Source organism: Streptomyces sp. NPDC094032 (assembly GCF_040303965.1).
Lineage (GTDB): Bacteria > Actinomycetota > Actinomycetes > Streptomycetales > Streptomycetaceae > Streptomyces.
Genome location: NZ_JBEOUE010000010.1, coordinates 227,252 through 239,664, shown reverse-complemented (window position 1 = coordinate 239,664; position 12,413 = coordinate 227,252). Strand labels below are relative to the sequence as shown.

At 73.0% G+C, this 12,413-nt stretch carries 9 protein-coding genes; 5 read left to right on the top strand and 4 right to left on the bottom strand.

Features of this window, described 5'->3' with window-relative positions; genetic code table 11:
- Positions 1–724 (bottom strand): IS5 family transposase (locus ABTZ54_RS17270; protein ID WP_351663693.1); only part of this gene is annotated, 724 nt, incomplete at its 3' end.
- A gap of 145 nt (positions 725–869) precedes the next feature.
- On the opposite strand from ABTZ54_RS17270, the gene ABTZ54_RS17265 reads away from it, so the two are divergent.
- From ABTZ54_RS17265 to ABTZ54_RS17255, 3 genes are all read left to right on the top strand, one after another.
- Positions 870–1,907 (top strand): hypothetical protein, encoded by a 1,038-nt coding sequence (locus ABTZ54_RS17265; RefSeq protein WP_351663691.1) that lies wholly within the window; start codon positions 870–872, stop codon positions 1,905–1,907.
- A 65-nt stretch (positions 1,908–1,972) separates the two neighbouring features.
- Positions 1,973–3,052: an NAD(P)H-dependent amine dehydrogenase family protein gene (locus ABTZ54_RS17260; protein WP_351663689.1), complete on the top strand. Its 1,080-nt coding sequence runs from the start codon at positions 1,973–1,975 to the stop codon at positions 3,050–3,052.
- Positions 3,049–3,528: a carboxymuconolactone decarboxylase family protein gene (locus tag ABTZ54_RS17255; protein WP_351663687.1), complete on the top strand. Its 480-nt coding sequence runs from the start codon at positions 3,049–3,051 to the stop codon at positions 3,526–3,528. The genes ABTZ54_RS17260 and ABTZ54_RS17255 overlap by 4 nt, the downstream gene beginning before the upstream one ends.
- Before the next feature lie 57 nt (positions 3,529–3,585).
- On the opposite strand, the gene ABTZ54_RS17250 is transcribed toward ABTZ54_RS17255, so the two are convergent.
- A complete protein-coding gene (locus ABTZ54_RS17250) occupies positions 3,586–5,250 on the bottom strand; it encodes a GMC oxidoreductase (protein WP_351663685.1) in 1,665 nt (554 codons plus the stop codon).
- A 349-nt stretch (positions 5,251–5,599) separates the two neighbouring features.
- Here ABTZ54_RS17250 and ABTZ54_RS17245 point away from each other — a divergent pair, with 349 nt between their 5' ends.
- Entirely contained in the window at positions 5,600–8,611 is a 3,012-nt protein-coding gene (locus ABTZ54_RS17245; protein WP_351663683.1) for a protease pro-enzyme activation domain-containing protein, read from the top strand.
- Here the strand turns inward: ABTZ54_RS17245 and ABTZ54_RS17240 are convergent.
- Positions 8,602–8,916, bottom strand: coding sequence for a hypothetical protein (locus ABTZ54_RS17240; protein ID WP_351663681.1), 315 nt, complete (start codon positions 8,914–8,916; stop codon positions 8,602–8,604). The genes ABTZ54_RS17245 and ABTZ54_RS17240 overlap by 10 nt on opposite strands.
- A 39-nt stretch (positions 8,917–8,955) precedes the next feature.
- Positions 8,956–9,720 (bottom strand): alpha/beta fold hydrolase, encoded by a 765-nt coding sequence (locus ABTZ54_RS17235; RefSeq protein WP_351663679.1) that lies wholly within the window; start codon positions 9,718–9,720, stop codon positions 8,956–8,958.
- Positions 9,721–9,881: 161 nt separating this feature from the next.
- Here ABTZ54_RS17235 and ABTZ54_RS17230 point away from each other — a divergent pair, with 161 nt between their 5' ends.
- A complete protein-coding gene (locus tag ABTZ54_RS17230; RefSeq protein WP_351663677.1) occupies positions 9,882–12,398 on the top strand; it encodes a SpoIIE family protein phosphatase in 2,517 nt (838 codons plus the stop codon).
- Positions 12,399–12,413: the final 15 nt, after the last annotated feature.

The window sequence follows — 12,413 nt, the reverse complement described above, 5'->3', positions numbered from 1 at the left end:
CGAAGGCCGGAGGCCGCCCACCGGCCTTCCCGCGCCGCTTGCGGTTGGCCACCTGGTCGGCAGGCTCCGGGACCGTGCAGCGGATCCCGCGCTTTCGCAGGTAGGCCCGGTTGGCGCGGGAGGAATACGCCTTGTCACCCCGCACCCGAAGAGGTCGGACACGGGGACGACCGGGCCCGGTGCGGGGCACTCGGATGCCTTCCAGAACGGCAGCGAACTGGGGGCTGTCGCCGCGCTGTCCGGCGGTGACCAGCAGGGACAGCGGCCGTTGGCCTTGTTCGCAGGCCAGGTGGATCTTCGTAGTGAAACCGCCGCGGGACCGACCCAGGCCGAGGTCGTCGGGTTCGACATCGAGGCCGCCCGGCGGCTCGTTCTGAGCATGTCCGTCGCGGCGGGCACCTGCGGCGTGATGATGGGCCCGGCAGATCGCGGAGTCCACGTTGACCTCCCACGTAATCAGCCCTGCCGCGTCCTCCCGGGCCTGCAGCCCGGTCAGCAGCACAGTCCAGATGCCGTCACGCTGCCAGCGGCGGAAGAGTCCGTAGACCGTCTGCCACGGCCCGTACTCGTGCGGCAGATCCCTCCACGGAGCACCGGTCCGAACCCGCCACCGAATCCCATCGACCAGCCTCCGCCGACCCACCGCCGGCCTGCCCCGCATCGCCACCGGCAGCATCGGCCCCAGCACGGCCCACTGCTCGTCAGAAAGATCCCCTCGCCCCACACCGCGATCATCACGACACAGCGCGAGCGGCGAAGCCCACTTTCAAAACACGGCCTAGTCCGTCTCCGGAAGTCGCTGGACGGGCCGGCCCCCGGTGCGGCAGCATCGGGGGCATGATCGACGGAATCGAGTACACCTCCGCCCGGTGAGCGCCGAGGAAGAGCGCCCGCCGCTCGCCTCCAGGCCCTCCCATCCCTCCCTCTACGCGTACGCCCGCGCCCGGCTCGACGCCGAGCCGGAGGGGCGACTGCCCACGGACCCCTATCCGCCCCCGGACGACGCCGGGGCTCCTCGCGGTACCGCCCCGCTGCGGCACAGCGATGGCGTCGCCGCCGTCCAGGAGGCCCTGGGCCCGCTCCTCGGCCCACCCGGCAGCGACCCCGGCGCCACCGCCGAGGCGGTACGGCACCGCCTCGCCGAACTCCCGGTCAGGGGCCGGACGGTGACCTACGCGGTCGACCACATGCACCTGACCGACGAGCCCGCCGCCCGCGCGCTCGGCCGCCATCTGGTCCGTACGGCACCCGACCTCGCATCCGCCCACGTCGGCCTCGCGCTCCTGGACCGGCTCGGAGAGGCCGCCGACGTGCCGTACCTACGGGTGCTCGGCCTGGTGCACGGACTCACCCGGCCCGCGGTGCGCGCCCTCCAGCCGCTGGACCCCCGGGCCGCCGCCCTGCTGCACCTCATCTGCCACACCGAACGGCCCTGCCTCCGGGTCCTCGCGGACGCGTTCGCCTCCGGCAACCGGCGTGCCGCGACGACCGCGCTGATCGAGGACCCGGTCGGCATCGACACCGTCTCCCCCGCCCAGGCCCGGCTGCTCGCCGAGGCGGCGGACCTGGCGGGTCTGCTGCGCGGCGGGCGGATCGACCCCCGGCTCCTCGTCCAGGCGGGCCGGCTGCTCGTCCGGATGGCGGGCGAACGCGACCACGACACCCAGATCCTGCTGTACGGCGACGCGGTGGAGGTCTGCGAGACCGTGGTGCGGCGGGTCGGCGAGCTCCCGCCGACGGCCGCCCGCGCGGCGGTCCTCGTCCCGCTCGCCCGGGCCCTGGACAACGGCCCCTGCTCCCTCCTGCCCTGGCGGGAGGGGCAGCGCGAACAGCTCCTCGACGCGCTCGGGGCGCTGCTCGCCTCACCCGACCGGGCCGTGTTCCAAAGGCGTGAAGCCCCGATCTGAAAGACCGTCAGCAAAGCCCTGTCGCGGCTCTGGGAACCTCGCACCCCCGGCGCTACCCTCCGCGCATGATTCCGACGGTGGTGTGGGGAACCGGAAATGTCGGGCGCGCGGCCATCCGTGCCGTCGCGGCCCACCCGGAGCTCGAACTCTCGGCCGTCCTCGTCGCCAACCCGGACAAGGTCGGCCGGGACGCCGGCCGGCTGGCCGGGCTCGGGCACGACCTGGGCGTCACGGCCCGGGACGACGTCGAGGCGGTCCTCGCGCAGGCACCGGGCGCCGTGGTGTACGCGGCCTCCGGCGACATGCGCCCCGACGAGGCGCTCGCCGATGTCGTACGGGCGGTGCGGGCGGGCGCGGTGGTGGTGACGCCCGCGCTGTACCCGCTGTACGACCAGCGGGGCGCGCCCGACGAGTTCCGCGAGCCGGTGCTCGCGGCGGTGAAGGAGGGCGGCGGCTCGCTGTTCGCCTCCGGGGTCGACCCGGGCTGGGGCAACGACGTGCTGCCGCTGCTGGTCAGCGGGCTCGGCAGCACGGTGGAGGCGATCCGCTGCCAGGAGATCTTCGACTACTCGACGTACGAGCAGGAGGAGTCGGTCCGCTATCTCGTCGGCATGGGGCAGCCCATGGAGTACGAGCCGCCGATGCTGCTGCCCTCGGTGCCGACGATGGTGTGGGGCGGCCAACTGCGGCTGATGGCCCGGGCGCTGGGGGTCCAGCTCGACGAGATCCGCGAGACGCTCCAGCGGCGCCCCCTGGAGGCGACGGTGCGGACCCGGACGATGGGCGAGTTCGCGGCCGGTACGCAGGGCGCGGTCCGCTTCGAGGTGCAGGGCATCGTCGACGGCGAGCCGCGGCTTGTCATCGAGCACGTGACCCGGATCCACCCGGACTGCGCCCCGGACTGGCCGGTGCCGCCGGACGGTTCGGGGGCGCACCGGGTGATCGTCGAGGGCAGGCCCCGGATCGAGGTCACGGTCGAGGCGACGGACGAGGGCGAGAACCGGTCCGCGGGCGGCAACGCCACCGCCGTGGGCCGTCTCGTGGGGGCGATCGACTGGCTCGTGGCGGCCGAGCCGGGGCTGTACGACGCGCTGGACGTGCCGCTCAGGCCGGCGGTCGGACGACTGGGAAGGAGACTGCGGTGATCATCGACATTCCCGAGGGGCAGGAGCCGATCGGGTACGTGTGGGGCGACATGGTGCCCGGGATCGGGATGGCGGCGGCGAACTTCTCGCTGTCGGTGTACGCCCATACGACGCTCGGGCTGCGCGAGTTCGAGGCGGCGCGGCTGCGGATCGCGCAGATCAACGGGTGCCGGTTCTGTCTGGACTGGCGGACCGACCGGGACGGGGAGAAGGTCGAGGACGCGTTCCCCGAGGCGCTTCTGGCCTGGCGGACCACGGAGGCCTTCGACGAGCGCACCCGGCTCGCCGCCGAGTACGCCGAGCGGTACGCGCTGGACCATCACCATCTGGACGACGAGTTCTGGGCGCGGATGACCGGCGCGTACAGCCAGGTCGAGATCGTGGAGCTGACGATGAGCCTGGGCTCGTGGCTGGCCTTCGGGCGGCTCAACCGGGTGCTCGGCCTCGACTCGGTGTGCGTGCTGCCCACCCACTGAACGCCGAGGGGGCCGGCCGGGCGTCGCGCCCGGCCGGCCCCCTCGCGTTCCGCCCCGTCAGAGATCGGTGGCGATGATGTTCTCGATGTTGCGTTCGGCGAGCGCGGTGATGGTGACGAAGGGGTTGACGGTGGTGCTGCCCGGGATGAGGGCGCCGTCGATGACGTACAGACCGTCGTAGCCGAGCAGGCGGCCGTAGTTGTCGGTGGCCTCGCCGAGGACGGCGCCGCCGAGCGGGTGGTACGTGAGGTGGTCGCCCCAGATCTTGTAGGCGCCGAAGAGGTCGGTGCGGTAGATCGTCCCCTCCTTGGCGTTGATCTTGTCGAAGATGGTCTTCGCCGCGTCGATGGAGGTCTGCTTCCAGGACCGGTCCCAGTCGAGGTCGACGCGCCCGGTGGCCGCGTTCCAGCTGAACGTGCCGCGGTGCGGGGTCTTGGTGATGGAGAGGTAGAAGGAGGCGTAGGTCTCGATCCCGGTGGGCAGGGGGGCGACCTCGGCGAAGGCGCCGCCGGCGTCCCAGTTGTCGATGCCGGCCGTGGGCATCGAGGACTGGAGTTTCCCGGTCGGGTCCCACATGTGGTTGGCGCGGCCGCACATGACGTTGCCGTTGTCGCCCCAGTTCTTGCCGACCCGGTCGCTGAGGGCGGGCAGGGCACCGGTGGCCTTCAGCTTGGTGAGCAGCTTGCTGGTGCCCACGCTGCCGGCGGCGAAGAACACCCGGTCGGCGGTGACGCTCTTGGTCTGGACGACGGCGCCCGCGTTGTCGATCCGCTCCATGACGACGGTGTAGCCGCCCTCGGCCGCCGGGGTGACGGTGGTGACCCGGTGCAGCGGGGAGATGTACACCCGGCCGGTCTCGGCTGCCCGGGCCAGATAGGACTTCTGGAGGCTCTTCTTGCCGTGGTTGTTGCCGTAGATGACTTCGCCCGTGAGCGCGGACTTGGGGACGGTGCCGATGGCCTCCTGCTTCATGTAGTCCCAGTCGTAGACGTTGGGCACGAAGACGAAGGGGAAGCCGGAGCGCTCGGCGTGCTTGCGGCCGACGCGCGCGTACTGGTAGCAGTCGGCGCTCTCCCACCACGACCGGTCGACCTCGGTGACGCCGAGTCCGGCGTTGGCGCGCGGGTAGTAGGTGCCGTACATCTCGGCCGGGTCGACGGTGGGGAGGATGCCGGGGAAGAGCTCCCGGCGCGGGGTGACGGCCATGCCGCCGTTGACGAGCGAGCCGCCGCCGACACCTCGGCCCTGGTAGACGGTGATGCCCGCGAAGTCCTCGGCGTCGAGGATGCCCGTGTAGCAGGGGACGTCCTTGTCGAGCGGGAAGCCCAGGAAGTTGCTGAGGGGCTGCTTGGTCCGGGTGCGCAGCCAGTAGGAACGGTAGTCCGGCTTGGTGGTGTTGGCGAAGATGTTTCCGTCGGGTCCCGCCGTGTCCCAGGCCATCCCCATTTCGACCATGTGGACGTCGATTCCGGCGAGCGCGAGTCTGAGCGCGGCGACGGATCCTCCGTAGCCGGTGCCGACGACGAGGACGGGGACGTGGGCGCCGGACGGGATCGGCGCCGATACGGAGGCGACCTCGGCCGCGCTCGCCGGTGTCGCGGCACTCGCCGCCGCGACCTGTCCGGCGAGGGCGAGACCACCGAGAAGGGAACCGGTTCCACTGACGAACCGACGACGGCTGATGCCTCCGGAAGGGGAGGCCGGAACGGGTGTGTCACTCACGTGATGTTCCTCACTCTTGAGCGAATGGGAACATGTTCTACTGGCGAGTTCCCGGGAAGTCACGAGAAACCGCCGGGTAACTTACGGCCGGAAACCGCCCCCGTGATCACGGTCCGGTAAAAAACACCACCCCGCCGACCCGAACACGAATACGGGACTGATACATCTTCACTTCTGGTCGTCGCTCTGCCGCCTGTACGGGCGCGGGGACGGCACCCGGGGGGATTCCACGCATGCCGGGCCCGGCGTCAGCACGCCACGCCCGGCGAACTGCCTCGTCACCTCTCCTTCCCGGGCTGCTCCCTGCCCGCGCGGCCGCGCGACGCGGAACGTGAAAGGGAGCGTGTGCATGGGCCGAACCGCCCGTGAGAAGGCATTCAGATGGGGTGCGGCCACCGTCGCCGCCCTGGCCGTCGCCGCGGCCACCGTCCCGGCCACCGCCGTCGCGGCGCCGGTCGCGGACAAGCCGGGCCCGCAGCGGATCGGCGCCACGCCGAAGGTCCCGCAGGGCGCCGTCCGCACGGCCGACCCGGCCCCCGGCAAGGCGCTCGAACTGAGCGTCGTCCTGGAGCCCCGGGACCCGGCCGCGCTCCAGCGCTTCGTCACCGAGGTCTCCACGCCGGGATCCCCGCGCTACCGCCAGTACCTCGGTACGGGCGAGTTCGCGAAGGTCTTCGGCGCCGAGCCGGCGGCGGTCGAGCGCGTGCGCGCCGAGCTGGAGGCGAAGGGCCTGACCGTCGGCGCGCTGGAGGCCGACGGCCTCACGCTGCCGGTGACGACGACCGTCGCCAAGGCGGGCAAGGCGTTCAGCACCGAGTTCGACGGCTACCGCCTGGCGGACGGCACCTCCGGTCTCGTCAACACCACCGCCCCCGCCGTCGACGGCCGGGTCGCGGACGAGGTCCGCACGGTCGTCGGCCTGAGCACCCTGGGGTCGTACAAGCCGCGCAACACCGGCGCCAAGGGCCAGGCCCGCAAGAAGACGGCGGACGCGGCGGACGCGGCCCCGACCGGCCGTCAGCCGCGGCTGACCGGGACCACCCCGGCGATGTGCGCCGACGTCTCGGATCTCTACGCCTCGGACCCGCCGGCGCACGACACCAAGGACTACTGGGCGCCGCGCTCGCTGGCCGCGCAGTACAACATGGCGAACCAGCCCAACGTGCAGACCGGCACCACCATCGCGGTCTACTCGCTGGAGAACTACGACCCGCGGGACAACGCCGAGTTCCAGCGCTGCTTCCGCACCAAGGTGCCGGTCACTTCGGTGAAGGTCAACGGCGGTCCGACCGAGGCCATCACCCCGACCAACGAGGTCGGCCTGGAGACGGCGCTGGACGTCCAGACCATCATCGGTCAGGCCCCGCAGTCCAAGATCCTCGTCTACCAGGGCCCGAACACCTGGAACGACGGCACGGCCGTCTACCGCCAGATCGTCAACGAGAACCGCGCCAAGGTCGTCTCGGTGAGCTGGGGCCTGTGCGAGATGAACACCCCGACGTCCACGCAGGACGCCGAGAACCTCATCTTCCAGCAGGCCGCCGCCCAGGGGCAGACGGTCGTCGTCGCCTCCGGTGACAGCGGCTCGACCGGGTGCTTCGTCCCGGACGACAACGGCAACCCCACTCCGGGAAAGCTGAACCAGGACAAGCTGGTCGCCGACTTCCCGTCCGTCTCGCCGTACGTCCTGAGCGTCGGCGGCACCACGATGCGGGACTCCGTCTCCGCGCAGACCACCTGGGTGGGCTCGGGCGGCGGCGTCTCCCGGCGCTTCACCGTGCCCGCCGGCGGCTTCCAGTCCGGCATCACCGGCGCCGGCTACACCAACGCCTGCGCCACGGCCTCGGGCACCTGCCGTCAGGTCCCGGACGTCGCGGGCCTCGCCGACTACAACACGGGCTACCCGGTCGCCTACGGCGCCGGCCAGTACTGGAACATCATCGGCGGCACCAGTGGCGCCGCCCCGGTGTGGGCCGCGCTGATCGGCCAGGCCAACCAGGACCTCGCGTGCCAGGCCAACGGCTCCGTCGGCTACGTCCAGCCGGCCCTGTACAAGCTGCCGTCGACCGCCTTCCGCGACGTCACCACCGGCCACAACAACGTGACGCAGTCCGGCAACTCCGCCGGCCTCTACCAGGCCGGCGCGGGCTACGACCTCGCCACCGGTCTCGGCACGCCGAACGGGCGTGAGATCGTCGCCGGCCTGTGCAAGGCCGTCGCGCCCTCCCCCGCCGCCAGGTTCAACGCGCTCACCCCGGCCCGTGTCCTCGACACGCGGTACGGCATCGGCCGCACCGGCACCGCCCCGGTCGCCGCGAACGGCACCGTCAAGCTGAAGGTGACCGGCGTCGGCGGCGTCCCGACGACGGGCGTGACCTCCGTGGTCATGAACGTCACGGCCGTCTCCCCGAGCGCGGCCGGCTTCCTCATCGCGTACCCGAGCGGCACCACCCGCCCGTCCTCGTCGAACATGAACTGGCTGAAGGGCCAGATCGTCCCGAACCTGGTGACCGTCCCGGTCGGCAAGGACGGCACGGTCTCCCTGTACAACGCCGGTGGCGGCACGACGCACTTCATCGCCGACATCTCGGGCTACTTCTCCACGGCGCCCGGCGGCGGCACCTACCTGCCGACCGGCCCGGCCCGCATCCTCGACACCCGCACCGGAGTGGGCCGCGCCGGCACCGCCCCGGTCGCCGGCAAGGGCACCGTCTCGCTGGCGGTCGCCGGCAACGGCGGCGTCCCGGCCACGGGTGCCACCGCCGTGGTGCTCAACGTGACGGCGACCGCGCCGAAGTCGACCGGTCACCTCATCGCGTACCCCGGCGGCGCGACCCGCCCGACCGCGTCGAACATCAACTGGCTGACCGGTGAGACCCGGCCGAACATGGTCGTCCTGCCGATCGGCCCCGACGGCACGGTGAACCTGTACAACGCCGGCTCCGGCACCGTGCACTTCATCGCCGACGTCTTCGGCTACTACACGGCGGGCGCCGAGGGCGCGTCCTTCCACTCGGCCGGTCCGGCGCGTCTGCTCGACACCCGGTACGCCCTGGGCGCGGCCACGACCAACCCGATGAAGGGCGGCGTCACCCAGGTCCTGGACCTGAACGACGGCCACACCCTCCAGAACGCCAAGGCGGTGGTGCTCAACGTCACCGTCACCGCCCCGACCGCGGGCGGCTTCCTGACGGTCTGGCCGGACGGCACCGCGCTGCCCAACGCGTCCAACATCAACTGGACCACCGGTCAGACGGTGGCCAACCTCGTGACCGTCCCCGTCGTCAACGGAAAGATCGACTTCCGTCCGAACACCGGGACCGCGCACGTCATCGCCGACCTGTTCGGCTACTACTCCTGATTCCGGGAGCCCTCGGGCCCCGTCCCCCGCGCGCGAGCGCGGAGGGCGGGGCCCTTCCCGTTCCCGGACAGCGCCGCCACCAGGACACCCGCGAGGGCCGCCCAGGCCAGCGCGCCGGGTCCGGCGGCCCGCCAGCCGGCCCCGGCGAGCAGCAGGCCCGCCACGAGCCCGGCGGCCAGCGCGCGCCGGTCCCGGGTGAACGCGAGGACGCGGCGGGCGGTGCCGGGGGCGCGCAGCTCCAGCACGGCCAGGCGGCAGACCAGCGCGGCCGCGGCGACCGCCGCCGTCAGGATCGTCAGGGTCACGCCCCCATGGTCTCCCGTCAGGCGCCGCCCCGCCCCTCCTCAGGCCGCGAGGAAGGCCTCGATGGCGTCGGCGAGGGCCTTCGGGGTCTCCTCGGGGGCGTAGTGCCCGGCGTCGGGCAGCACTTCGAGGCGGGCGTTGGGGTACCAGCGCAGCCAGGTGGCCTCCATCGCCTCCTTGCCGAGCGCCGGGTCGTGGGCGCCGACGACGAGGAGGACGGGCGCCGGGTTGTCGCGGACCCGCTCGTGGAAGTCGGTGCGGGACCAGGAGTCCAGGTAGGCGCGGAAGGCGGCCGCCGAGGAGCGCCGCACGGAGCGGTCGACGAGGCCGCCGAGCCAGTCGTCGCCGTACCGGCCGCCGGTGGTGTTGTCGATGATGGCGCGGCGGTTGCCGTGGTTCTCGGCGGCCCCGGCGAAGAGCTCCCAGGTGTCCGGGTCGAGCGGGAAGCCGGCCGCGGAGACCGGGGAGATCCCGATGATCGAGCGGACCCGCTCGGGCGCGTCGAGCAGCATCAGCTGGGCCGCCTTGCCGCCCATGGAGTGGCCGATGACCGAGAAGGAGTCCCAGCCGAGGTCGTCGGCGACGGCGAGGGCGTCCGCCGCGACCTCCTCCATGGTGTACGCACCGTCGGCGTCGATCGCCTCCCCGTAACCGCGGCAGTCGAGGAAGGCGTACGATCCGGCGCCGTCGTCGAGCTCGGCCCGCAGCGGAGCGAAGCTGGTCCGGTCGCCGAACCAGTTGTGCAGCACGAGCGCGCGGTGCGGACCGCTGCCCTGTACGTCGTACGGAAGAACCCGGCCGGTCATCAAGCCCCCTGGTCACGAGGTGGTGGAGCTGCGCGCCCGCCGCGGCAGCCGAGGACCGAGTCTGGCGAGGCCCGGCGAGCCGGGTCAATGGGCCCGGCGGGCGGTTCACACGTTCGCACCTCCGGATGCGTGGGCCGTCCGGGCCGGAGCATCCTGGCTGTGTGACGACGTACGGCGCGGCCGGTCCCGCCCCGTCGGCCGATTCCGGCCCCCCGTCCGGGGGCGCCGGTGTCGACGGGCCGGTGCCGGACGCCCTCGCGCTGGTCCTCACGGAGGCCGCGCTGCGGGCCGTGGAGGCGGTCGGCGGGTACGCGGGCGGGGTGTACCTCCAGTCGGGGACGCCGGGGCTGCTGCGGCTCGCGATGCTGGCGGGGCTGCCAGGACCGCTGTTCCGCCCGTGGTGGCGGATGCACGTGAACCGGCCGTTCCCGGTGGCGGAGGCCCACCGGTCCGGGCAGGCGGTGCACCTGGGGGACGTGGAGGAGGCGATGCGCCTCTTCCCGCAGCTGGTGGCGAGCCTCCCGTTCCCCTTCGCCTCGCTGTACGCGCCGGTCGTCGGCGGCCGGGAGCGGTACGGGGTCCTGGTGGTGCTGCGGGCGCCGACCCCGGGCGTGCCGGTGGCCGCGCGGGACCGGAGCCGGATGCTCCAGGAGGCGCGGCTGCTGGGGACGGAGCTGGCGGCCCTCGAAGCGGCCGGGACGCGGGTGGAGTGGGGCGGCGCGCCGGTCTGCGTCCAGCTGCCGACCAGGACCTCGCCGCCGGTGCGGATCGGCTACTTCGACTGGAACCTGGACACCGGGACGGTCACGGCCGACGCGGGTCTGCGGGCGATCCTGGGCGAGACGACCCCGTTCCCCTGGACCGTCGACGCGCTGACCTCCCGGCTCATGCCGGAGGACTCGTACGCGCTGTGGGCGCTGGCCCGGCAGGCGGCGGATTCGGGTGGCCCGGCGGCCCGCAGGATCCGGCTGAAGGGTCCGGACGGCGGGCTGCACCTGCTGGAGGTGACCGCGCGCCCGGTGTCGGGCGGCAGGATCGGGAAGGTCCTGACCGGCTCGCTGGTCGACCTCGGGACCGGGCTCGTGGGCTCGGACGCGACCGACCGGCTGCCCCGCGCGATCCTGGCCATCGACCGGCTGGGCCGGATCACGTATCTGAACGACCGTACCGAGGCGCTGCTCGGCATGCCGCGCCGTGCCCTGGCCGGGCGTCCGCTGTGGGACGCCCTGCCCTGGTTCTCGCATCCGTACCACGAGGAGCAGTTGCGCGGGGCGCTGCTCTCGGACCGGCCGACGCACTTCCTGGCCCACCCGGGGCGCGGCGAGTGGCTGTCGGTCTCGCTCTACCCGGGGCACGACGGCGTCACGATGGTCCTGGTCCCGGAGAGCGACCCGGCCCACCGGTCCGCGGTCGCCGAGGCCGAGGCCTCCGACGGGCTCGCCTCCCCCGAGGGGCGGGCCGCCGCGCTCTACCGTCCGGTGGCGCTGGCCATCGCGCTGTCGGAGGCGGTGACGGCCCGCCAGGTGTCGGCGGTGGTCACCGAGGAGCTGCTGCCGGCCTTCGGCGGCCGGCAGCTGGCGATCTACCTGCTGAGCGAGCGGCATCTGTATCTGGCCTGGGAGACGGGTTTCCCGCCGGGGTTCCTGGAACCCTTCGACGGGGTACGCCTTGACGCGCGGATGCCCGGCGTGGAGACGCTGACGACGGGCCGGCCGCTGTTCTTCGAGTCGATGGAGCAACTGGGCGCCGCCTATCCGGGGCTGCCGCTGGACGCGCACACGGGGGCGCGGGCGTTCCTGCCGCTGATCGCCTCGGGGCGGCCGGTGGGCTCGTGCATCCTCGGCTTCGACCGGCCCCGGGGCTTCACCGCCGAGGAGCGGACGGTGCTCACGGCCCTGGCCGGCCTGATGGCCCAGGCGCTCGAACGGGCCCAGCGCTACGACTCCGAGTCCGCGCTCGCCCGGGGTCTTCAGGACGCCCTGCTCCCCCACCGGCTGCCGACGCACGAGGGCGTGGACACGGTCGGCCGCTATCTCCCGGGCACGGAGGGCATGGACGTGGGCGGCGACTGGTACGACGTGATCGAGACGGGCCATGGGCACCTGGCCCTGGTCATCGGCGACGTCCAGGGCCACGGGGTGGCCGCCGCCGCCACCATGGGGCAGCTGCGCAGCGCGGTACGGGCGTTCGCCCTGGGCGGGCACCGGCCGCAGGACGTGGTGCGGGGCACCAACCGGCTCCTGATCGACCTGGACCCGGGCCAGTTCGCCAGCTGCTGCTATGTGGTGCTCGACGCGGAGACGGGCGATGTGCAGGCGACCCGGGCCGGCCACCCGCAGCCGCTGCTGCGGCGGGCCGACGGCAGCACCGAGGTGGTGGAGCTGGCGCGCGGTGTGGTGCTGGGCGTGGACAGCACCGCTGCCTATCCGGTGACGCGGTTGCGTCTGGAACCGGGCGAGGTGCTCGCGCTGTTCACGGACGGTCTGGTGGAGCGCCCGGGCACCGACATCGACGAGGGCATCGAGCGGCTGCGCCGTACGTTCGCCTCCACGGGCACGGCCCCGCTCCCGGACACGGCGGACCGGCTGATCCGCGAGGCCCGCCAGTCCACCGACCGCCCGGACGACATCGCCCTCCTCCTGGCGGCCCGCTGGAGATCGGAGGAGGAGCACTCCTGACGGGCGCCCGCGCGG